General features: G+C 42.3%; 20 protein-coding genes and 2 pseudogenes. 16 read left to right on the top strand and 6 right to left on the bottom strand.

What is annotated here, in order from left to right; translation table 11 throughout:
• Nucleotides 1–30 precede the first annotated feature (30 nt).
• The 7 genes and pseudogenes from MCT08_RS18125 to MCT08_RS18095 all read left to right on the top strand — a co-directional run bounded on the left by MCT08_RS18125 (nt 31) and on the right by MCT08_RS18095 (nt 2695).
• A complete protein-coding gene (locus MCT08_RS18125) occupies nt 31–303 on the top strand; it encodes a hypothetical protein (RefSeq protein WP_274679039.1) in 273 nt (90 codons plus the stop codon).
• A 51-nt stretch (nt 304–354) separates the two neighbouring features.
• Nucleotides 355–705 (top strand): annotated as a pseudogene (locus MCT08_RS18120) (EscR/YscR/HrcR family type III secretion system export apparatus protein); the annotation flags it as partial.
• Nucleotides 704–1033: pseudogene (locus MCT08_RS18115) on the top strand (type III secretion system ATPase VscN2); the annotation flags it as partial. The pseudogenes MCT08_RS18120 and MCT08_RS18115, both read left to right, overlap by 2 nt.
• Entirely contained in the window at nt 987–1388 is a 402-nt protein-coding gene (locus MCT08_RS18110) for a hypothetical protein (RefSeq protein WP_261914928.1), read from the top strand. The pseudogene MCT08_RS18115 and the gene MCT08_RS18110, both read left to right, overlap by 47 nt.
• On the top strand, nt 1389–2063 hold the full coding sequence (locus tag MCT08_RS18105; protein ID WP_261914929.1) for a hypothetical protein: 675 nt from the start codon (nt 1389–1391) through the stop codon (nt 2061–2063).
• Nucleotides 2050–2283 (top strand): flagellar biosynthetic protein FliQ, encoded by a 234-nt coding sequence (locus MCT08_RS18100; RefSeq protein ID WP_053309032.1) that lies wholly within the window; start codon nt 2050–2052, stop codon nt 2281–2283. The genes MCT08_RS18105 and MCT08_RS18100 overlap by 14 nt, the downstream gene beginning before the upstream one ends.
• A 31-nt stretch (nt 2284–2314) precedes the next feature.
• Nucleotides 2315–2695, top strand: a complete 381-nt coding sequence (locus MCT08_RS18095; RefSeq protein ID WP_274679037.1) for a hypothetical protein — start codon at nt 2315–2317, stop codon at nt 2693–2695.
• Nucleotides 2696–3334: 639 nt separating this feature from the next.
• Here the strand turns inward: MCT08_RS18095 and MCT08_RS18090 are convergent.
• Nucleotides 3335–3595 carry a DUF3012 domain-containing protein gene (locus MCT08_RS18090; protein WP_261916073.1) on the bottom strand — a complete coding sequence of 87 codons (261 nt, stop codon included), beginning with the start codon at nt 3593–3595 and terminating at the stop codon, nt 3335–3337.
• A 305-nt stretch (nt 3596–3900) separates the two neighbouring features.
• Here MCT08_RS18090 and rbsD point away from each other — a divergent pair, with 305 nt between their 5' ends.
• The 6 genes from rbsD (at nt 3901) to MCT08_RS18060 (ending at nt 9923) form a co-directional block, all read left to right on the top strand.
• On the top strand, nt 3901–4320 hold the full coding sequence (gene rbsD / locus MCT08_RS18085; RefSeq protein WP_053311171.1) for a D-ribose pyranase: 420 nt from the start codon (nt 3901–3903) through the stop codon (nt 4318–4320).
• A 20-nt stretch (nt 4321–4340) separates the two neighbouring features.
• Nucleotides 4341–5846 carry a ribose ABC transporter ATP-binding protein RbsA gene (gene rbsA / locus MCT08_RS18080; RefSeq protein WP_053311170.1) on the top strand — a complete coding sequence of 502 codons (1506 nt, stop codon included), beginning with the start codon at nt 4341–4343 and terminating at the stop codon, nt 5844–5846.
• Nucleotides 5843–6826 carry a ribose ABC transporter permease gene (gene rbsC, locus MCT08_RS18075; protein WP_053311169.1) on the top strand — a complete coding sequence of 328 codons (984 nt, stop codon included), beginning with the start codon at nt 5843–5845 and terminating at the stop codon, nt 6824–6826. Before rbsA ends, rbsC begins: the two co-directional genes overlap by 4 nt.
• A 124-nt stretch (nt 6827–6950) precedes the next feature.
• Nucleotides 6951–7829 (top strand): ribose ABC transporter substrate-binding protein RbsB, encoded by an 879-nt coding sequence (gene rbsB, locus MCT08_RS18070; protein WP_053311168.1) that lies wholly within the window; start codon nt 6951–6953, stop codon nt 7827–7829.
• Nucleotides 7830–7986: 157 nt separating this feature from the next.
• Entirely contained in the window at nt 7987–8907 is a 921-nt protein-coding gene (gene rbsK, locus MCT08_RS18065; RefSeq protein ID WP_053311167.1) for a ribokinase, read from the top strand.
• Between the two features lie 11 nt (nt 8908–8918).
• Nucleotides 8919–9923 (top strand): substrate-binding domain-containing protein, encoded by a 1005-nt coding sequence (locus MCT08_RS18060; RefSeq protein ID WP_053311166.1) that lies wholly within the window; start codon nt 8919–8921, stop codon nt 9921–9923.
• Between the two features lie 343 nt (nt 9924–10266).
• Here MCT08_RS18060 and MCT08_RS18055 read toward each other — a convergent pair whose 3' ends face one another.
• From MCT08_RS18055 to zwf, 4 genes are all read right to left on the bottom strand, one after another.
• Nucleotides 10267–10404 (bottom strand): hypothetical protein, encoded by a 138-nt coding sequence (locus MCT08_RS18055; protein WP_168524312.1) that lies wholly within the window; start codon nt 10402–10404, stop codon nt 10267–10269.
• A 135-nt stretch (nt 10405–10539) separates the two neighbouring features.
• Nucleotides 10540–11988 (bottom strand): decarboxylating NADP(+)-dependent phosphogluconate dehydrogenase, encoded by a 1449-nt coding sequence (gene gnd / locus MCT08_RS18050; protein WP_171981052.1) that lies wholly within the window; start codon nt 11986–11988, stop codon nt 10540–10542.
• A gap of 33 nt (nt 11989–12021) precedes the next feature.
• Entirely contained in the window at nt 12022–12738 is a 717-nt protein-coding gene (pgl, locus tag MCT08_RS18045; RefSeq protein WP_274679036.1) for a 6-phosphogluconolactonase, read from the bottom strand.
• Nucleotides 12735–14237, bottom strand: coding sequence for a glucose-6-phosphate dehydrogenase (zwf, locus tag MCT08_RS18040; protein WP_274679088.1), 1503 nt, complete (start codon nt 14235–14237; stop codon nt 12735–12737). Before zwf ends, pgl begins: the two co-directional genes overlap by 4 nt.
• Nucleotides 14238–14801: 564 nt before the next feature.
• Here zwf and MCT08_RS18035 point away from each other — a divergent pair.
• The 3 genes from MCT08_RS18035 (at nt 14802) to MCT08_RS18025 (ending at nt 20540) form a co-directional block, all read left to right on the top strand.
• The gene (locus MCT08_RS18035) at nt 14802–17162 is read left to right on the top strand and encodes an ATP-binding protein (protein WP_274679035.1); all 2361 of its coding nucleotides are present in this window, start codon (nt 14802–14804) and stop codon (nt 17160–17162) included.
• Nucleotides 17163–17414: 252 nt separating this feature from the next.
• Nucleotides 17415–19043, top strand: coding sequence for a methyl-accepting chemotaxis protein (locus MCT08_RS18030; RefSeq protein ID WP_053311186.1), 1629 nt, complete (start codon nt 17415–17417; stop codon nt 19041–19043).
• Between the two features lie 252 nt (nt 19044–19295).
• Nucleotides 19296–20540: an MDR family MFS transporter gene (locus MCT08_RS18025; RefSeq protein ID WP_274676821.1), complete on the top strand. Its 1245-nt coding sequence runs from the start codon at nt 19296–19298 to the stop codon at nt 20538–20540.
• A gap of 38 nt (nt 20541–20578) precedes the next feature.
• Here the strand turns inward: MCT08_RS18025 and MCT08_RS18020 are convergent, their stop codons facing one another.
• The gene (locus MCT08_RS18020) at nt 20579–21664 is read right to left on the bottom strand and encodes a mechanosensitive ion channel family protein (RefSeq protein WP_176246197.1); all 1086 of its coding nucleotides are present in this window, start codon (nt 21662–21664) and stop codon (nt 20579–20581) included.
• Nucleotides 21665–21802: the final 138 nt, after the last annotated feature.

The raw sequence follows: 21802 nt of genomic DNA, 5'->3' as shown, positions 1-21802 counted from the left end.
TATCTTATATGACATTATGAGGAATATCCTATGTCGCTATCAACGGGTTATATATCCGGTGTATTTGGTTCTTTAATTAATAATGCAGATAAAAAAGTTGCGGATTTTATTACGGAACATACTGGTATTACGGACGAAGACGGGGATTTCACGCAAGATCCTGATGGTACGTTGACGTTGAGTAGTTCTGATATGCTCGCCTTGCAGCAGTTAATGGCAGAGCAAAGTATTTCAGCTCAAACGGCAACCTCCACATTGAAGTCGGTGAAAGACTCGATCTCAGCATCTGCTCGCAATATTTAACTTGCTGGAGTTATCTAGACTTATGGTGTTTTATTCTATAGCTGTATCACTATGATTGAGTTACTAAATCCTGATAACGCGTATTCAGGGGCAAACCTTGTTTTACTCTTGGTCCTTGTCCTACTTTCTACGGTGTTTTTCATTTGTTTTTCAGGGTTTGTTAAATACAGCATCGTACTAAACATCATAAAAAATGCAGTAGGTACTCAACAAATCCCACCTTCTATGGTCGTGAATTTATTGGCTGTATTGATGGCGCTGAACAGTATTTGGCCAGATATCAAACCCGGTCTGATGAGGGTGAAGCCATATTTTGTATCTCAAGTTCAGCAAGATGTAGAACTTGAGATGAGTATGGAGTTAGAGTTACCTGAAGAAAAACGTAGCAATATAACAATGTATTGATGGTCACTTAGTTTACTCAACTACTATTGCGTCCACTGGACGCTATCCGGCTATTGATATTTTAAAAAGTAAAAGCCGTTTACAAAACAAAATTCAAGATCCTCATTATGTGAAGTTGTCAGAGCATATCAAAGACATGGTTTATCGTTATTTGAACGTTGAGTTATTGATACGAGTCGGGGAATATGAGAAAGGGAATGATCTCGAAACGGATAAAGCGATTGAATTGTATCCGTACATTATGGATTTTCTCAAGCAAAATTTGTCAGGGGTAGAATATGAAGAAACCCTCCAAACAATGGAAAGACTTTGCTCAGCTTATTGATATTGTAAATATCCGAATTATGAAACAGCAAATGAAACTTGAAAAGTTACGTCGACAGCAGCGGGATCTTGAACAGGCAATCACTGAGCAATGGCAAGAGATCAACAATACTCAAGATCGTCTTCGTAGCTTAAATGTAATCAATGAAAATAATTCGATTACTCGCATGTTCCAACGTCGAGAAAGCATTAAATCTAAAATTGAATCTATTTTCTTTGATGTTTCGGTCGCTAGCCAAAATGCCGAAAATCTGGCTTTACAAATTATGGTCACAGAAAAAGAAAAACAACAGCTTGAAAAACGCAAAGATGCGTTGGCTGAGTTACAAATTCAACTGATGGGTGAGAAAAATTAGATGGAAATACTTGATAGTCCCAAAAGTGGATATCAGTCACTTGAAGAGGATGCTTTTGAGAAAGAGTTTCAATTTTTTCTCAGCCAAGAGGTAGATGGTGCTCAATGTTTAATCATAGATGAAGAAGAATCTGCCACGAAAGATCGGCCTACCGTATTGGATCCTAAGACGCAGGACTCTTCAAAGGAAAGTGTTCAGTTAGGGACTGCACTAAATATGGCGTTTGGTGTGTTGCCATTGAGAGATGCAAAACCAAAGCACCGTGGTATTGAAAAGAAAACCTCTGTAGTGTCACCGGTGAGATCTTCGACAATTTCTTCCCAAACAGCAATAGGCAAGGAATTTAAATTCCTATCACCTAACTTATTGGAATCTAAAGGACTATTTGTAAATAGTCAGGTTGAAGTTGCTGCCTTTATTGGAAACAACAAAATTGAAAACTCTGCCTTTATTGGCAAAATGCTACCTTCAACAAGTAATCATTATAATATTGCACCGGCACCTGCTGCCGTTAATAGCCTTGCTAATATTTCATTACAGCTAACGCCGTCGGTATTTTGGCATCAGCCAGCACTTAATAGCTATCGTGTTTTCTTTCGTCAGAAATACTACTTGTTTCGTTTTGAAGGTAATCAAGTGACCAATTATCTCGAGGAAGACTATGACGGTTATTGATGTTACCGCTGCATGTTTAGAGGTGGTAACCAACTCTATAATTATATTTTCACTCAGTTTTGTGGTTACTGGGGTTGTCATCGGCTTATTACAGACTGTTTTTAGTGTTCAGGATCCTGGTTTACCTATGGCTGCTAAATTGGTGGTGTTTATCATTTTGGTTACCCAGGTGGGGGGGAGTATCTATGAGCAGTTCCATCTGCTTTTTAGAGAGTTATAAAGCAAATAATACATTTTATTAGGAGAAAATAATGAAAAGTTTACGTGAAATGGTATTCAAATCTTTAGTGGAGCATTTGAACGTTGATGCTAACATGTTCTCACGAATTGAAGGCAATGAACCCATCAGTATAGAGTTAAATAGTGGGGAAGAGATTTATATCGATCTAGGTGAAGATTGCCTACAAATGTTTATCGAAATCCCGATTAGGGATAACCGTATAGTAAAGATGAAAGCTAACCAGTTATTGGAAATGTTATTGGAAGACGAACAACTATTTTTAAGTGTCAAAAAAGACAAAGTTTTGATTTTTAGTGATTTACCAATCAGTATATTTAATATTGAAAAAGAGCTTGCAAAGAAATTAAATCAATTCAATAGATTTGCTAATATTTTCAACACATCTCGCTAAATTCAGCGGGTATAAATCAGACTTTATTGCTCTGCCTTGGTAAGATTTTTAGTGCACACCGACTAAATTTTTTAGCGTGTGTTTCTAAATCTACGATCAAATAAAATAAGTCTACATCTATCTAGTAAACTCATTTTGTCATGAAATTGTCATTATATTTAATTTTGTGATGTTTGCTTGTTGTATTACTTCTTTTTTTGATGGCTGTGTTTTTAATTTTTTCCGATGTTCGTCTATGTGAAATTTCCAGGGCAATTTTTTACCCGGCTAGGCAGGATTTTGCCTGGCCGGGTAGTGTATTGCCAAACTATCAGAGTGAGGTGGTGTGTTATTAACGAGAATGAAAACTTGTCGAATAGTGATAAGCAAGGTTTTTATATTACTTTAAAAAGTGTATCAAAGAGCGATGTGATTTTTTCATACGATACACTCTGGTATTCAATGAGCTGTCGTATTTTTACCGAAGATAAAAAATAGAATGTGATGAACCCTATGGTTAGGGAAGGTGCGAACAAGTCATGCATCATTAAATATCAAAAGATTAAATCATTGATATTTAATCATTTAGTTTTAGACTGTGGATGCGCTGGGGACTTATTCGCAGGTTCCTTAGATATTGACTGTTATTCTAAACCAATCCTAAAAAATACAATGCTTAGCGAAGTCGCCGGCTTCATTGGCTGTCCAATCACCTTTCGGCTTATCTTCCATATCTTTGCACCAAGCTGTGCTGCCAATTTGAGATTGGAAAATGCAGAACTTGGCGAAGTCGACAGCGCTTTGCGCGCTCCACTCATTTTTGGGCTTCTCTTTCATCTCGTTACACCAAGACTCGCTGCCTACGTCAGAGCAAGCGGCTAGTGAAATTAACGAGATTAATACTAATGCGATTTTCTTCATAATGGCTTCCAAGTAAGCACGATTTCTTTAATAAAAACTATAGCGAAAATGTTGCTCGAAGTGTTAGCAAAGGGCAAAAAATAAAATCACTAATGACAAAATGGTCAGTGATTGGCTTCACTATTTTTCTCTGTTTTTCCATTCAATCGGCGATCTAACTCACATTATTATTTTTACCTTAGTGCAATTAAAAATCCCTCAGCTAGGATTCATCGAAACGTTTCGATGATGTTTTATTGAACTATCTACTCACCTGAAAGGGCGATGTTCAAAGATATCCGAACCCCAATGTTGAAGGTATAACAATGAAAAAAAGTACCCTACTTAATGCTGATCTTTCTTATCTTGTTGCCACGTTAGGTCATACCGATGAAATCACGATCTGTGATGCAGGTTTACCGATCCCAGATGAGGTTCAGCGAATTGATTTAGCGCTGACGCATGGCATTCCGAGCTTCTTAGAGACTGTCCGCGTGATTTTGTCTGAATCACAAATCGAAGGGGTGGTGATGGCGAAAGAGTTTGCTGAGGTTAGTCCTGAGCACCATAAAGCATTACTCAACGAATTACGTATAGAAGAAGAAAGTTGTGAGAAGCCAATTCGCATTACTTACCTCTCACATGAAGAGTTTAAAGACCGAACTCTACAAAGTCGCGCGGTCGTGCGAACTGGCGAATGTACGCCTTATGCAAACGTTATTTTCCAAGCTGGCGTAGTTTTCTAACTCTCGATTGAGGACGAATCATGACTCAAGCAATTTTATCGCTTACTGACATCGAAAAAGCGTTTCCAGGAGTTAAGGCTCTTGATAAAGCGAGCCTGAATGTCTACCCAGGTCGAGTTATGGCACTAATGGGAGAAAATGGTGCGGGTAAGTCAACGTTAATGAAGGTTCTGACGGGCATCTATTCACTTGACGCTGGCAGCATTGCTTACCAAGGCAAACCTGCCGCATTTAAAGGCCCCCGCGATTCTCAGCACGCTGGTATTAGTATTATTCACCAAGAGTTGAATTTGATTCCTGAATTGACCATTGCTGAAAACATTTTTCTAGGCAGAGAGATGACCAGTGCGATGGGACGCATTCTATGGAATGAAATGTATCAAGCAGCCGATAAACTACTGGCTCGCTTAAACGTTAAACACAGCTCCAAGACCCTGCTGGGTGACTTAAGCCTTGGTGAGCAACAGATGGTTGAGATTGCAAAAGCGCTCTCATTTGAGTCGAAAGTGATCATCATGGATGAACCGACGGATGCACTGACGGATACCGAAACTGAGTCGCTATTTAATGTTATTAATGAGCTGCGCGAACAAGGTTGCGGCATTGTTTATATCTCTCATCGCTTAAAAGAAATCTTCGAAATTTGTGATGATATTACGGTGTTGCGTGACGGCAAATTTATTGGTCAATGCAAAGTGTCTGATACCGACGAAGATGGCTTAATTGAAATGATGGTGGGGCGCAAACTTGAAGAGCAGTACCCACGCATTGAGGTTAAGCATGGTGAAACCTGCCTTGAAGTGATCGGCCTGACGGGATCTGGAGTGCACGATATCAGTTTTACTTTAAAACGTGGTGAGATTTTAGGGGTGTCGGGTTTGATGGGGGCTGGACGCACAGAACTGATGAAAGTGATCTACGGTGCGCTGCCGAGTGAACGTGGCGTGATTAACCTCGACAACAAAACCATCAACCCTGTTAGCCCTCAAGATGGTTTAGCTAACGGTATTGCTTATATTTCTGAAGACCGAAAAGGCGATGGTTTAGTACTTGGCTTATCGGTGAAAGAGAATATGTCTCTGTGTGCGCTCAATAAATTTTCTAAAGGGATGCAAATTCAGCATGGTGAAGAAGCCATTGCAGTAGAAGATTTCATGCGTTTATTCAATATAAAAACCCCGTCACGTAATCAAATTATCGGCAATTTGTCTGGTGGTAACCAACAAAAAGTCGCGATAGCCAAAGGTTTGATGACACGCCCTAAAGTTTTGATTTTAGATGAACCGACTCGCGGTGTAGACGTCGGTGCTAAAAAAGAAATTTACCAACTCATTAACCAATTTAAAGCCGAAGGGATGAGCATCATTTTGGTGTCTTCAGAAATGCCAGAAGTGTTAGGAATGAGTGACCGCATTATGGTGATGCATGAAGGGCGAATCAGTGGTGAGTTTGATGCCAAAGAGGCCAACCAAGAAAACTTACTCGCCTGTGCAGTAGGAAAAAAGATTAACGAGGAAGCAGCATGAGCAGCAACAGCATGAACACATCGACTCCATCAAGCGGCAGGAAATTGCTGAGTAAAGAGTGGCTTATTGAGCAAAAATCTCTGATTGCTTTGCTTTTCTTAGTGGTTGTCGTTTCTTTTTTAAACCCTAACTTTTTTACGCTCGACAATATTTTGAATATTTTGCGTCAGACATCCGTCAACGCCATTATCGCGGTGGGGATGACTTTGGTTATTCTAACTGCGGGTATTGATTTGAGTGTCGGCTCGGTCTTGGCGTTATGCGGTGCTTTCGCTGCAACCATGATAGGTCTTGAAATTCCGGTCATTATTGCGGTTCCTACAGCGTTGCTTGCTGGCGCGGCATTGGGCGCGATTAGCGGTATCATTATTGCGAAAGGTAAGGTTCAGGCTTTCATCGCTACATTGGTAACCATGACATTACTGCGTGGTGTGACCATGGTCTATACCGATGGTCGCCCTATCTCTACAGGTTTTACTGATACCGCAGATGCTTTTGCATGGTTTGGTACAGGTTATGCGTTGGGCATTCCGGTTCCAGTATGGATGATGGTCGTGGTGTTTGCGGCAGTTTGGTATTTACTTAACCATACGCGTTTTGGCCGCTATGTTTACGCACTTGGTGGTAATGAATCGGCAACACGCTTATCTGGTATCAATGTCGATCGCGTTAAAATTGGTGTTTATGCCATCTGTGGTTTACTGGCGGCATTAGCTGGCATCATCGTTACTTCTCGCCTTTCTTCTGCTCAGCCAACGGCGGGTATGGGCTACGAATTAGATGCTATTGCTGCGGTTGTTTTGGGTGGCACTAGCTTGATGGGAGGAAAAGGTCGCATTATGGGAACCTTGATTGGTGCGCTGATCATTGGTTTCTTAAATAACGCGCTTAACCTTCTCGATGTTTCTTCTTACTACCAGATGATAGCGAAAGCAGTGGTCATTCTTCTGGCAGTATTGGTGGATAATAAAAATAAATAGCAACATCCCCTTATGGATTGGGCACGTTCGCAAAGTATGCGTAAGTGCCTAAACCTTTGGGACAAAACCTCGATGCCAAGCAACCAGTTGCCCAGTATCGGCCCCTACAAAAAGGACTATAAAGATGAAAAAACTCGCAACTTTAATTTCTGCTGCTCTACTTTCAACCACCGTCTCTGTCTCTGCGCAGGCGCAAGACACAATGGCGATTGTATTATCGACATTGAACAACCCATTTTTCGTTACCATGAAAGATGGCGCAGAAGCCAAAGCAAAAGAGCTGGGTTATGAACTTATTGTGCTGGATTCACAAAATGACCCAAGTAAAGAGCTATCAAACGTAGAAGATTTAACCGTACGCGGTGTGAAAGCCATTTTGATCAACCCAACTGATTCTGATGCCGTATCGAATGCGATTCGTATGGCGAACCGAGCAAAAGTGCCAGTATTGACGCTTGACCGTGGTGCGAGCCGTGGTGATGTTGTTAGCCACATTGCCTCTGATAACGTGGTTGGTGGTGAAATGGCGGGTCACTTCATCATGGAAAAAGTGGGTGAGAAAGCTAAAGTTATCCAACTTGAAGGCATTGCGGGTACTTCAGCCGCTCGTGAGCGTGGTGAAGGCTTTATGAATGCTGTTAACGGCAGTGAAATGCAGTTACTCGCTAGTCAACCGGCAGATTTTGACCGTACTAAGGGTCTGAATGTTATGGAAAACTTACTTGCCGCTAACCCTGATGTGCAAGCGGTATTTGCGCAAAATGACGAAATGGCATTGGGTGCACTACGCGCCGTTCAAGCATCAGGTAAAGATGTGATGATCGTTGGCTTTGACGGTACTGATGACGGTATTGCAGCGGTAGAACGTGGCCAACTTGCAGCGACGGTTGCACAACAACCAGACATGATTGGTGCGCTTGGCATTGAAACAGCCGCTAAAGTGTTAAAGGGCGAATCTGTTGATGAGTACATCCCTGTTCCTCTAAAAATTATCAGCAAATAATACTCAATGGCCTTCTCTTTAACGAGAGAGGGCCCGTTTTCCGGTGTGTTGAGCTTTGGTTTTTTTATTAGATAGAAAGTTCAAACCTCTCTATACCCCAAATCACAACGGGATATCTCCCTATTAATCATGTTCATTAATGAACAAAGGAAATCTTATGAATCAGTTAGTGGTATTAGGTAGTGTTAACGCTGACCATGTTCTTCAAGTGCCTTCTTTTCCTCGCCCTGGTGAGACATTGCATGGGCGCAATTATCAAGTTATCCCTGGTGGGAAAGGGGCAAACCAAGCCGTGGCCGCAGCAAGGCTAAATGCAGACACCGGGTTTATTGCGTGTGTCGGTGATGATGCGTTTGGCATTAATATTCGTGAAAGCTTTAAGCTTGATGGCATCAATATTTCAGGCGTGAAAATGCAGCCTAACTGCCCAACGGGGATCGCGATGATCCAAGTGTCTGACAGTGGCGAAAATAGTATTTGTATCTCTGCAGAGGCAAATGCCAAACTTACCGCACAAGTCATCGAGTCTGACCTTGCGAATATCGGTGCGGCTAGTTACTTGTTGATGCAACTTGAAACACCGATTGACGGCATTATTAAAGCGGCGCAATTTGCTAAAGAAAATCGTACTAATGTGATACTCAACCCAGCGCCAGCTCGCGAGCTACCTGATACTTTGTTAGCGTGTGTTGATGTGATCACCCCCAATGAAACCGAAGCACAAGTCCTCACTGGAATAACGGTTGATGATGATCAATCAGCGCAACTGGCTGCCAATGAATTACATAAGAAAGGCATAGAAATTGTGCTGATCACCTTAGGTGCTAAAGGGGTGTGGCTTAGCCAAAATGGTCGTGGAGTATTGATTCCAGGTTTTAAGGTTGATGCGACAGATACCACGGCAGCGGGTGATACGTTTAATGGCGCACTTGTGACTGGTTTGTTGGAAGATATGCCTTTAGAATCAGCAATTAAGTTTGCTCATGCGGCAGCGGCAATATCCGTCACGCGTTTTGGGGCTCAGACATCTATCCCTACTCGCAAGGAGGTGGATGCATTCCTCGCTCAACATTGTTAGGAGAATAAAACATGGCCACCATGAAAGACATAGCAAGGCTTGCAGGGGTATCAACGTCAACGGTTAGTCATGTGATTAATAAATCTCGTTTTGTGAGCGAAGATATCGCTGAACGAGTCAATAAAGCGGCTCAAGACTTAAATTATGCACCATCTGCTTTGGCGCGTAGCCTCAAAATGAACCGTACTCGAACCATTGGCATGCTAGTTACTACCTCAACCAACCCTTTTTTTGGTGAAGTGGTGAAAGGGGTCGAACGCAGTTGTTATCACAAAGGGTATAACCTGATTTTGTGCAACACGGAAGGCGATAATGAACGAATGAAAGCGTCTATCAATACGCTGTTGCAAAAGCGTGTTGATGGTTTGTTATTGATGTGTTCAACCTTAGAAGGTGAACGTATCGAAGTATTTGATCGCTACCCCGACATTCCAGTTGTAGTGATGGATTGGGGACCAATGCTCTTTGCCAGTGACAAGATTCAAGATAACTCGTTAAGCGGTGGTTATATCGCAACCAATTATTTAATTGAATGTGGTCACAAAGAGATTGGCTGTATCACGGGGCCGCTCATTCGACATCAAGCGCAAATGCGTTATGAAGGTTATAAACGCGCTGTTTTAGAAGCAGGTTTAGAAATCAATCCGCAATGGATTGTGGAGTCAGATTTTGAGTGTGAAGGCGGTTATGAAGCGTTTAATCGCATGTTAGAAAAAGGTCCGCTACCCAGTTCAATTTTTGTTTCAAACGATATGATGGCTATGGGGGTGCTCAATGCCGCCCACGAAAAAGGCATCCGTATTCCCGAGGATGTTTCTATTATGGGATACGATGATATTCATATTGCTCGCTTTATGTCTCCAGCACTGACTACCGTGCATCAGCCCAAATATCGTTTAGGTAAAGTGGCTGTCGAAACCTTACTCAAAAAGCTTGAAAAAGAGACTCTAGAGCCGCAAGTTGTGCAACTTGATCCAACCTTAGTTGTGCGTAAAAGTGTGAAAAATTTGAACTAGGATTTTACCGTTATTGTTTGAATAAATGATGGTATTCTTTCGCGCAATATAATGCGCAAATGTTCGCTGGAATCGGCTCTTTCAGCGGAATAAAACAGATATAGGCTGAATCATCGACTTGATTGTTTCATTTTCTGAACTAATGAAGTTGTTTTGATAGTTTTATAGAGATTGTTTAAGGTAAATAGAGAAAAGCATTCAGTTAAATATATCAATTGGTTGGAGGAGGTAAGCCTAATCTAACGTTTGATTTCACTTGCCGCCTAACTTTAAGTTCAAGTTGTTTGGCTATATAAAATAATAAAGAGCACGATTGAGTGCTCTTTATTATTTTATGTGAGGATTACAATCCGCCTAGCTGTCGGGCTTGTTGCAACAACGCTTGGCGTTGAGCTTCCATTTCAGATTGAACTTCATTTTCCCTATGAGCGTCTTCTTCCACTGCCTGTGGGACTAATACATAGAACTTATTGATGGTCATCTCTGGATCTCATTTTGTTTCTGAATAGCAAAAAAATAAAGGATGTTAACTAGGTTAACATCCTCCATGAAGCGAGAATTATAGGCGTAGACGGTAGGGCTTAGCTAGTCCTTTATCTACTATATCTAGAATTTTTTAGACATCGTAAGTGGTAGACGCAGTATTACCGCCTGTACCTGTCCAGTTTGTGTGGAAGAATTCACCACGTGGACGGTCAGTACGCTCATAAGTATGTGCACCGAAGTAGTCACGCTGTGCTTGTAGTAAATTTGCTGGCAAGCGGGCGGTGGTATAGCCATCTAAGAAGGTTAACGCTGAAGTCATGCAGGGCATTGGAATACCCACTTCCATAGATTTAGCCGCGACTTTGCGCCATGCGCTCAGGCAGTTATCAAGAATGCCTTTAAAGTAAGCATCTGAACCTAGGAAAGCGATTTCTGGGTTAGCATCGAATGCATCACGGATGTTGCCAAGGAACGCACTGCGGATGATACAACCACCACGCCACATTAGGGCTACGTTACCGTAGTTAAGATCCCAACCATTTTCGTTAGAGGCTTCGCGCATTAGCATAAAGCCTTGCGCATAAGAGATGATTTTAGAAGCAAGCAGTGCCTGACGCAGTGCCTCAATCCATTGCTGCTTATCACCTTCAACGGGAGTAATGGTTTTACCAAATAATTGCTCAGCTTCAACGCGTTGATCTTTCAGTGCAGATAAGCAGCGAGAGAATACCGATTCCGTGATCAGCGTCAGTGGGATGCCCATATCTAACGCATTGATACCAGTCCATTTACCTGTGCCTTTTTGGCCCGCAGTATCAAGGATTTTCTCAACCAGCGCTTCACCATCTTCATCTTTGTAGCCAAGAATGTCTGCGGTGATTTCCACTAGGTAGCTATCAAGCTCGGTTTTGTTCCAATCAGCAAACACTTTTTGCATCTCATCATGGTTCAAGCCTAAGCCATCCTTCATAAATTGATATGCCTCGGTGATGAGTTGCATGTCGCCATATTCAATGCCGTTATGAACCATTTTAACGAAGTGACCCGCGCCATCGTTACCAACCCAGTCACAACAAGGCTCACCTGCATCGGTTTTTGCAGAGATGCCTTGGAAAATTGGCTTAACTGCTTCCCAAGCTTCTGGTGCACCGCCTGGCATGATAGAAGGGCCAAAACGAGCGCCTTCTTCACCACCAGAAACACCTGTACCGATAAAGTGAATCCCTTTTTCACGTAGTGCAGCTACGCGGCGGTTAGTGTCTGGGAAGTTGGTGTTACCACCATCGATAATGATGTCACCTTTGTCTAGTAGTGGAACTAATGCTTCGATAAATGTATCAACAACATCACCAGCGCGAACCATTAGCATTACTTTACGCGGTGTTTCTAGTTTCTCAACCAGTTCTTCTAGTGAGTAAGCGCCAACGATATTGGTGCCTTTAGCTGGGCCTGCTAAAAACTCGTCTACTTTCGCAGCAGTACGGTTGTGAGCCACAACTTTGAAGCCGTGGTCGTTCATGTTTAGGATAAGGTTTTGCCCCATAACTGCTAGGCCAATTACACCGATATCACCTTTCATTATTTCTCTCCAATTTATCTATTTGGACGCGCGTTACGCGATTTTTGCTGCTGCGTCTGAATCTAAGTACCACTCCGTTTGACCCGTTTTAGATTGGATCTTCGCTGCAGGATAGGGCAGCTCGTTTGCCGGAGTAGTATGAATTTCGTTTACGATGTCGACTTTACTAGCGCCAAGAACGAGGTAGCTAATTCGTTTCGCCGCTTCGAGAACTTTGGCTGTTTTCGATACACGGAGTTGACCAGACTCAGGATGAGTCGCCAACACCGATAGGTTTTCATCTTGATAGTTGGTTTGTCCTGGGAATAGAGAAGCAGTATGGCCATCTGCACCGACACCAAGTAGAATCCAGTCAAATACTGGGGTTCCATTTTCTGACGGGATGACATCTGCCATCTCTTTAGCAAAACGATCAGCCTCTAGCAGTGGTTCATCCTCTCCACGAATACGGTGGATATTTTCAGCAGGAAGGTTCACTTGGCTAAACAGAAGTGCATTTGTTTCGCCGTAGTTACTTTCAACATCGTTAGGTGCGACACAGCGCTCGTCACCCCACCAAAAATGAAGGTTGCTCCACTGGATTCCTTCAGCGTATGGGGCTTGTGCTAAAAGCTTGAATAGCATTTTTGGCGTGCTGCCGCCCGACAATGAAATGTGTATCGGACGACCTTGCTCGCTATAGGCTTTTAGATCGTCTGCTAGGCTAGTAACAACTTGCTGAGCAGTATCGAAAATTTTGTGATTAATCATAGTTCGCAGTAATCCGTATCAGTTAGGTTCTTGCAGGGGAAACGCCATGCACGGTCATCACGTTGTATTAGGTCATCGGCCTCTTTCGGCCCCCATGTACCACACGCATAACCAAATAGAGATTGAGGATCTTGCTTGAAGTCCAAAATAGGCTGCACAAACTTCCAACACGCTTCTACTGCATCTGTACGCGCAAATAAGGTTGCATCGCCATTGAGCGCATCTAAAAGTAAGCGTTCATAAGCGGTCAACATTTTGGTTTCTTCTAATGAAGTGTAATGGAAGTTCATCGAGACTTCTTTGGCCTTAAAGCCTGCGCCTGGTTCTTTTAACCCAAAGCTCATTTGAATGCCTTCATCCGGCTGGATGCGAATAATTAATTTATTCTCGGGGGCATTTTGACCAAAAACAGGATGTGGCGTGCGTTTAAAGTGAATAACCACTTCGGTCACGCGCGTTGGTAAACGTTTACCAGAACGTACAAAAAATGGTACGCCATTCCAACGCCAGTTATTGATGAACATTTTCAAACCGACGTAGGTTTCAGTACGAGAGTCAGCGGCAACACCGTGTTCATCACGGTAACTTGGTAGGAACTTGCCACGCACTTCTGATTCTGTGTATTGACCTAAAACAAGGTTGTTACGTAGGTCATCTTCTGAAAGAGGCTGTAGGCTTTGCAGTACTTTATTAACTTCATTACGAATAGAGTCAGCGTTGATTGCCGCTGGTGGCTCCATACCAACCATTGCCAATACTTGCAATAAATGGTTTTGGAACATATCACGTACCGCGCCCGAACCATCATAATAGCCGCCACGTTCTTCTACGCCCAAAAATTCAGCGCCCGTGATTTCGACATAATCAATGAAGTTGCGATTCCACAGCGGTTCGAACATGCCATTAGCAAAGCGGAAAACCAGTAGGTTTTGCACGGTTTCTTTGCCGAGGTAGTGGTCAATACGGTAAATTTGGTGTTCTTGAAAATGACGATGAATTTCGATATCAAGACTTTTAGCTGAAGCAAGATCATAACCAAATGGTTTTTCGATGATCAAACGCTTCCAGCCTTGTGCCTCATTGTTAAGTCCATGAGCTGCAAGGTTGGCTGGGATCACACCGTAAAGGCTTGGCGGGGTAGCCAAGTAGAAAAGCGTGTTGCGCTGTTCAAACTGATAGTGGTCTGCTAATTCATCAAGGTGAATTGCCAGTTTGGCATATTCTTCAACATCGGATGTATTGAGTGCTTGATAGTGTAAGTGCTCACAAAAAGCATTGAGTACATCTGGGGTGGTTTTTTCCATTTCCTGAAGAGAGCGTTTTAGCTTCTCTCGATATGATTCATCACTGTATTCAGTTCGGCTAACGCCCAGGATAGTAAAGGATTTTGGTAGCTGATTACTTTCGTACAAATGGTATAAAGCGGGGATCAGCTTGCGGTAGGTTAAGTCGCCTGAAGCACCAAAAATCACGATACTGCTGTTTTCAGGTATTACCATCATCTTTCCCTTAAAAACGTGGTATTTAGCATGCGCCTACAGTAGCAGTGCGTTGCAAAAATAGAAAATAGGCTCCAACTATCGTTTTGATAGCTATAACCAATAGCTGGGGAGGTTGAAATCTTCAATTCCCCCTCCAAACTCGGGTGCGTATTGTCTACGACAATTTGATATACATCAACAATTGATGACGCAATCGATTAAATTCTGACATTGTCCTAGTGCAAGTGATGCTTTATTCCTCTCTTGGAGACGAAATGGAATGCTGCACAATTGAAAATTCAAGATTTTGTGATTTTTGTGGCTTCTAGTAATGAATAATTGATTGTTATTTGTTCAAACAGACGCTAATAAGGCGTAACTCACTAAAATATATATCAATTGCTTCTACACTTAGGTCAAACTATCCCCTTCTTACTTGAAGGTGCAGCGGTGTTGGCTACGTTTGCTCACCCCAATCACATAGTTTATCTATGCTCATGGGGATTCACTCACTTGCCGCCTACCTGCAACTCCAAATAGTTTGGGTATATAACAAGAATCTAAAAGCTAAGGAGCGGAGTGATGGCGATTCAACGATTGAATGCAGAGCAGCTCTACCATGTTGCACAGTTAGAAAAGCTACCTTGTAAATCAACCAAAGAACTGGATCCTATCGATGAGATAGTGGGGCAAGAACGCGCACAAAAAGCGGTTGAGTTTGCCATGTCGATCAAAGAAAAAGGTTACAACATCTACGCGATTGGTCGTAACGGATTAGGCAAACGTACGATGATTTTGCGTTATTTAAACCGACACCAGCATGAAGCCGATGCCTTGTTTGATTGGTGTTATGTCGCTAATTTTGCCGATATTCGTACTCCGAAAGTGCTGAAATTACCTTCTGGTGTTGGTGTGAGCCTTAAGCAAGACATAGAAAAGCTCATGACGAAGTTGGTCAATGCCATCCCGTTAGCATTTGATAACGAGATCTATTTTGCACGCGCTGATAAGCTAAAAAACCAGATGGTACAAAAGCAACAAGGTGAATTGGATAGCATCAGTAAAGAGGCAAAAGATAAAGGCATCAGTTTGACCATTACCACCCAAGGTGACTACCAATTTGTTGCCATGAATGGTGAGGACATGCACACGGAAGAATCATTTGATGCGTTGTCGAAAAAAGAACAAGAGCAGTTTAGTCATATCATTGATGAACTTGAGATTAGCTTGCGCAATATGTCTCGTCAGCTTACCGAATGGGAAGAGTCATACAGTGAGAAGATCAAAAAACTTAATGATGAAGTGACACTAGGCGTGATCACGCATTTCATTAAACAGTTAAAGCAGGACTACTCAGGTTACCCTGAGATCAAAAACTACTTGACCGAGTTGCAAAAAGATATTGTCGATAATGCGGATATCTTTTTAGACGAAGAAAGTGAGCAGGGTGAAGTAGCAACAGCGTCGTTGGATAAGCGTTTACCTCGTCGCTATAAAGTCAACATTTTGGTCAGTCAGCCTTCCGATAAACTACCTGTCGTTGTGGAAGAAAATCCAAATTATCACTCTTTATTTGGCTACATTGAAACGGCAACGTTTAAAGGTACGGTGTTTACGGATTTTTCATTGATTCGCGCCGGGAGTTTACATAAAGCCAATGGCGGCGTATTGCTGATGGATGCAGTCAAAGTGCTTGAGCAGCCATACGTATGGGATGGGTTAAAACGTGCGTTACGCTCTCGCCAGTTGAGCTTTACCTCACTTGAAAAAGAGGTGACTTTAACGGGGACAGTGTCACTAGATCCCGAGCCGATCCCACTGAATGTAAAAATTATCCTATTTGGTGACTACAATACTTATCAATTATTAACCCGCTATGACCCTGAATTCAGTGAGTTGTTCAGAGTGACTGCGGATTTTGAAGACGAGATGACTCGTACTCCAGATAGTGAGCTGCACTATGCGCGCTTTATTTCGAGTATTGTGCATGACAACAATATGCTGCACTGCGACCGTAAAGCGATTGCACGCATCATCGAACACAGTTCGCGTACGACCGGTGACCAAGGCAAGTTATCGTTGCATTCCGCTCACATAGCGAATTTACTGCGTGAGTCGAACTACGTTGCCAAGCAAGCCAACTCGAATATGATTCGTCAAAACCACGTTGAAGAGGCTCTGAGAAATCAGGAAATGCGTGTAAATCGCTTGCAAGACAGTGTAATGGAAACTTTTGCCAATGGTACGACTCTCATCCAAACGGGAGGGATGGCTATTGGACAAGTGAACGCTTTATCGGTACTGAGTACCAGTGATCATATGTTTGGAGCGCCGAATCGAATTACCGCAACCACCTCTTATGGTGATGGTGAGATCATTGATATTGAACGCAGTGTCGATTTAGGGGGCAGTATCCACTCCAAAGGAGTAATGATTCTGTCGGCTTACCTTTCTTCGGTATTTGGTCGAACCGCGCGTGTACCACTGACGACCACGATTACCTTTGAGCAGTCATACGGCGGGGTTGATGGAGATAGCGCGAGTATGGCGGAGTTCTGTGCCATTGTGTCTGCTTTTTCAAAGCAACCGAATCGACAAGATATTGCGATTACTGGTTCTATGAACCAATTTGGTGAGTCACAACCGATTGGCGGCGTTAATGAAAAGATAGAAGGCTTCTTTGACGTATGTACCATTAAAGGACGCACCAACCAGCAAGGTGTGATTATTCCTCTTTCCAACATGCATAACTTGATGTTGCGTTCGGATGTTGTGAAAGCAGTAGAAAAAGGCGAATTCAACATTTGGGCAATTGAGCATGTTACCGAAGCTATCGAACTCTTTACTGGCAAAGCCGCTGGTATTGCTACCGAAGAGGGGAGCTATCCGGTGGATACTATCTTTGGCTTAGCACAAGCCAAATTGAATGCGTTGAGAAAGTAAAACAACCTAATTTACTAGCGAAATATAGCCACCTTTGGGTGGCTATATTTTTACATAAACTATCCTTATATGACCTGTGCTATTTTTTTTGTCGGAAAGTCATATTTTTGGCGATATCTAAATCATAACCATATGAATCTATATGAATTATCGCATAGACTACAGTGTGATCTTAATCTAGAATAATTACTCTATTTGGCTGGGGTTATTTCTAAGGCATGGATGCTAACCATTTTATATCGAGGTTTTAACATGCATTTTTCCCTGAAAAACTTATCCATTCGTGTTCAAGTTTTACTGCCGGTTTTATTGACCACTATTGTTCTATTGATTGCACTGTGGGTCACTAAAATTAATCTACAACACGAACAAACAAAAGTATCAACCAACACGCACTTACTGATTGAGTATAAAGATATTTTAGCAAATATTGACGACACTATTTATCCACTGCGCATTAACGCTGTGTATGCGATTTATGATCCTGCTCGTCGCAATGGTTTTTTATCCCAATTAAATAATGGTTTAAAAGACGTAAATCGTGATCTGGATAAGATGCAGAAAAGTGATGTGTATGGCAATAATGTATCTATTGTTCGAGAGCGCATTGAGCAGTATGGTGGAATGACTGCTCAAGTGATGGACCTTTCTAATCGTAGGGAACAGGGATTGGTATCTGAGTCTGAATTGAACGCTGTTATTGCTCAGTATCGTACTAGCGGTAATGATATGGTCAATGCAATCAATGCCCTCTCTAAAAAACTGAATGACTACACGATTGATTCAATGGATCAAAGTTCTCAAGACAACGCCCGTGTTATGAACAGTGCAATGGTCAGTGTGCTATTGGTGTTGGCTGTATCTTTGTTCATGGCTTGGGTTTTATCGAATTTTATCGTTACACCGATTCAAAAATTACAAGGTGTGATGCGCGAGCTTGCACAGGGTAACTTAACGATCCGCGCTGATGCAGACGGGAAAAACGAAATCTCATTGCTTAGTCGAGATGTTAACACGACCGCTTCGCAGCTACATGTTATTGTTGACGAGCTTAACCGTATTAGTGAAGACGTTGCATCAGCATCAACAGAGTTGGCGGCGGTAATGACTCAAGCTGAATCAAATGCCAATCAAGAGTTGAGTGAAATTGAACAAGTTGCTTCGGCGGTGAATGAGTTGGCGAGCACAGCAAACAACGTTAGTGACAATGCAACATTAGCGGACTCAACGGCACGTGAAGCGGATGAGCTTGCAAAATCTGGCTTGTCAATATTCAAAGAGAGCACTCAAGCGAGCACACAGATGTCCGATGCATTGAATCATGCTGCTCATGTCGTATCAAGTTTGAAAGAACAATCAGAGCAGATCAACGATGTTATTGAAGTGATTCGTGGGGTGTCTGAGCAAACTAATTTACTTGCACTGAATGCTGCTATTGAAGCAGCTCGCGCTGGTGAGACTGGCCGTGGTTTTGCGGTGGTAGCTGATGAAGTTCGTATGCTAGCCGCGCGAACGCAGGACTCGACTAAAGAGATCCAAACGATAATTGAGCAGTTACAAAGCCAGTCTGTACTCGCCAATGATAGCATGCAAATAAGCTTAGATATGTTATTGAAAAATAATGAGTTAACTCAGAAAGCGAATGATGCTTTAATTGGTATTACTGAGTCAGTTTCTGATATCAATGATTCTAACGCTCAAGTTGCTACCGCTGCGGAAGAACAGTCTCAAGTAACGCAGGATATTAACCGCAGTGTGGTGAATATGTCTGAGCTTGTTAACCAAAATGTCACAGGTATTAGCCAAAGTGCCAGTGCTAGCTCAGAACTATCACAATTAGCAGAGAAGCAAAAAGCTCAGTTAGCTTTCTTTAAGCTATAAATCTTCTGATAATTTAAGCTTTAAGCTGCATAACTTGCAAGGTTGTGCGGCTTTTTTTCTAATTTAAGCATAATTAACTATCAGAAATAATTGAATTTTTAAATATCATTATCTTCACAGCGATCTTCATTGCATTGCATAATAAATTGCTATCTTTTTTAACATTATCTCCATATATTGAAGCCATAAAAACAAAAATGTGATGATGATCGCGCCTATAGTGCGTGAGTTGGCTTATGAGAAGGAGTAATTATGGGTAAAGAGGACAGCTTATTTCAGTGGGAAAGAGTACAGCGGTTTAATTTCTCGGTTTGGACGGTGCTAATGGGTACGTTGATTGCTCGCACCAGTTTTTTCATGGCATGGCCATTTTTGATAGTGTTTCTCTACCAAGACTATGGTGCTTCAGCGATTGAAGTGGGGGGAATGCTGGCCGCTTCAGCCGTTGTTGGGGCTGTGACTGGTTTATATTCTGGATACCTATCCGATAAGTTCGGCCGCAAATGGGTGATGGTAGCTGGTAGTTGGATTGCGGCATTGGCCTACAGTGGAATTGGTATCGCAGACCAAATCTGGCAATTTTATGTGCTTATTGTTATCACCGGGTTAATGCGCCCGATGATTGAGGCTCCAGCTAAAGCGGTTATTGGTGACAACTTATCGAATGTAAAAGATAGAGAATTGGCACTTAATATTCGCTATTTTTTATTAAATCTCGGTGGCGCTGTTGGGCCGTTATTAGGTATTACATTAGGTTTAACGCATCCTCAAAGTTTGTTCTTTTTTGCTGGTGGAACCTACCTCATTTATGGTTTTTGGCTGTTATTTGGCATTGAACGCAAAGGTCGATATATCCAACCGGATCGCACAGCACTCCCCAATTTTACTTCTACTTTACGTGTGATCAGTAAAGACAATATCTTTGTTAAATTGATGGTGGCGAACTTTATTATGATGTTTGTGTACGGGCAGGTGGAATCGTCAATTCCGCAGGTTATCGTACGAACCAGCGTTTCGGACGCCGCGCAGATTGTCGCAGGGCTAGTATTAGTCAATACCATGACCATTATCGTCTTTCAATTTCCAATGCTTAAGTGGCTAGAAAGCATTCCTCTTTTCGTACGTACTCGGATTGGTATGGGGTTAATGGCGGTGGCGCAGATAGGTTTTCTTCTTACTCCCGCAGATTGGCCTATTGGCTGGGCGATTGCCTGTTTTATTTTAAGTATGGGAGAGGTTATCGCTTTTCCTACTCTAAATGTACAAATTGATCGTATGGCTCCAGCGCATCTCCGTGGGTCGTATTTCGGCGCGGCGGCATTGTATTCATTGGGCTTTGCGATTGCACCTTTGATTGGCGGTGTGGTGATTGAGTCACTCAGTTCCAACTGGCTATTCGGTGTTTGCTTTGTACTATGTTTAGTGATGATTTGGTTGTATTGGGTGGCTGAGCATCAAGAAGATAATGTACAAAGAGAACCGATCGTTCAGGCTTAATGCTCAAAAGCCCTCATCGAGGGCTTTATGTTTTAATGTTACTTGGCTTGCGCTGTTAGTCCTGCGCTTGCTGGCTCCACTTTCAATGTTTGAGTTGGGAAGGCAACGTCGGCATCATTGTTGTGAATGATCGCCATTGCTTTTAACAGCACATCTTGTTTTACTTCTTGGTAGCGCATCCAATTAACGGTTTTGGTGAAGGTGTAGATAAAGAAATCTAACGATGAAGGACCAAAAGCGTTGAAATTGACCATCAGTGTTTGTTCACTATCAATGTCAGGGTGATTTTCCAACATTTCACGTATTTCTTTGACAATTTTTGCCATTTTTGCAGCATCATCGTAACGCAAACCAATGGTTTCATTGATGCGGCGATTAAGCATGCGCGAAGGGTTTTCGAGCACAATGTTGTTGAATACTGAATTGGGGACATAAAGTGGTCGTTTATCAAAAGTACGGATGATAGTCATACGCCATCCAATACGTTCGACGGTCCCCTCAATTTGACGATCTGGTGAGCGAATCCAATCGCCGACCTTAAAAGGGCGGTCAAAGTAGATCATTAACCCACCAAAGAAGTTGGACAATAAATCTTTTGCTGCAAAACCGATAATTAGACCACCCACACCGCCAAAGGTTAAAAGCCCAGAAAGGCTCAGACCAAATGCCTGCATGATAGAAAGCATACCGATGAGAATGAAGAATAAACGTGCAACCTTTGCAATGGCTTGAATTGTAGTCTCATCATATTTTTTTTGTGATAACACGTAGTGCTCAACATTGTTGATGAGGCGCATGATGATCCAGATAAAAATAGCGATCAACATCAGTAGCTTTACCGTTTGCAGCCAGTTAAGCTTATCTTTCATCGTATCTTGAAGTAGTAGTCCAAGTGATATTGTGCCTGGCCAACACCAAATTAAAGTGCTTACTGGCGTTTTTAATGCGTGTAACAGTAAATCATCCCAATGGAATTGAGTTTTTTCAGCGACAAACAGTAATCTGCTAAATACGATTCGCCAAATCCCCCAGGCGACAAGGCTGGCAATAGAGATAAAAATAATGCTGGTATCCCAATTTTGGGCAAGGGAGGAAGATTCAATGTGAGTCAGTAATTCATTCATAATGTTTTAGTCTTAGTGTGAATGTTGACGCTCAAACTAACAGAAAACATCAGCTATCTCTATATCATGTGGACGAAGATAAGAGGTGATATATGGACGATATCAAATCTAGACCGACTCTGAGCACCTTGTAAAAGT

The sequence above is a fragment of the Vibrio aestuarianus genome (assembly GCF_028858425.1).
Taxonomy (GTDB): Bacteria; Pseudomonadota; Gammaproteobacteria; order Enterobacterales; family Vibrionaceae; genus Vibrio; species Vibrio aestuarianus.
The sequence above is the reverse complement of the archived record's forward strand: the minus strand, read 5'-3'. Positions and strand labels throughout refer to the sequence as shown.

Coding starts and splice junctions, on each gene's coding strand:
- MCT08_RS18125 (WP_274679039.1), top strand. CDS start 31: ATGTCGCTATCAACGGGTTATATATCCGGTGTATTTGGTTCTTTAATT.
- MCT08_RS18110 (WP_261914928.1), top strand. CDS start 987: ATGAAGAAACCCTCCAAACAATGGAAAGACTTTGCTCAGCTTATTGAT.
- MCT08_RS18105 (WP_261914929.1), top strand. CDS start 1,389: ATGGAAATACTTGATAGTCCCAAAAGTGGATATCAGTCACTTGAAGAG.
- MCT08_RS18100 (WP_053309032.1), top strand. CDS start 2,050: ATGACGGTTATTGATGTTACCGCTGCATGTTTAGAGGTGGTAACCAAC.
- MCT08_RS18095 (WP_274679037.1), top strand. CDS start 2,315: ATGAAAAGTTTACGTGAAATGGTATTCAAATCTTTAGTGGAGCATTTG.
- MCT08_RS18090 (WP_261916073.1), bottom strand. CDS start 3,595: ATGAAGAAAATCGCATTAGTATTAATCTCGTTAATTTCACTAGCCGCT.
- rbsD (WP_053311171.1), top strand. CDS start 3,901: ATGAAAAAAAGTACCCTACTTAATGCTGATCTTTCTTATCTTGTTGCC.
- rbsA (WP_053311170.1), top strand. CDS start 4,341: ATGACTCAAGCAATTTTATCGCTTACTGACATCGAAAAAGCGTTTCCA.
- rbsC (WP_053311169.1), top strand. CDS start 5,843: ATGAGCAGCAACAGCATGAACACATCGACTCCATCAAGCGGCAGGAAA.
- rbsB (WP_053311168.1), top strand. CDS start 6,951: ATGAAAAAACTCGCAACTTTAATTTCTGCTGCTCTACTTTCAACCACC.
- rbsK (WP_053311167.1), top strand. CDS start 7,987: ATGAATCAGTTAGTGGTATTAGGTAGTGTTAACGCTGACCATGTTCTT.
- MCT08_RS18060 (WP_053311166.1), top strand. CDS start 8,919: ATGGCCACCATGAAAGACATAGCAAGGCTTGCAGGGGTATCAACGTCA.
- MCT08_RS18055 (WP_168524312.1), bottom strand. CDS start 10,404: ATGACCATCAATAAGTTCTATGTATTAGTCCCACAGGCAGTGGAAGAA.
- gnd (WP_171981052.1), bottom strand. CDS start 11,988: ATGAAAGGTGATATCGGTGTAATTGGCCTAGCAGTTATGGGGCAAAAC.
- pgl (WP_274679036.1), bottom strand. CDS start 12,738: ATGATTAATCACAAAATTTTCGATACTGCTCAGCAAGTTGTTACTAGC.
- zwf (WP_274679088.1), bottom strand. CDS start 14,237: ATGGTAATACCTGAAAACAGCAGTATCGTGATTTTTGGTGCTTCAGGC.
- MCT08_RS18035 (WP_274679035.1), top strand. CDS start 14,802: ATGGCGATTCAACGATTGAATGCAGAGCAGCTCTACCATGTTGCACAG.
- MCT08_RS18030 (WP_053311186.1), top strand. CDS start 17,415: ATGCATTTTTCCCTGAAAAACTTATCCATTCGTGTTCAAGTTTTACTG.
- MCT08_RS18025 (WP_274676821.1), top strand. CDS start 19,296: ATGGGTAAAGAGGACAGCTTATTTCAGTGGGAAAGAGTACAGCGGTTT.
- MCT08_RS18020 (WP_176246197.1), bottom strand. CDS start 21,664: ATGAATGAATTACTGACTCACATTGAATCTTCCTCCCTTGCCCAAAAT.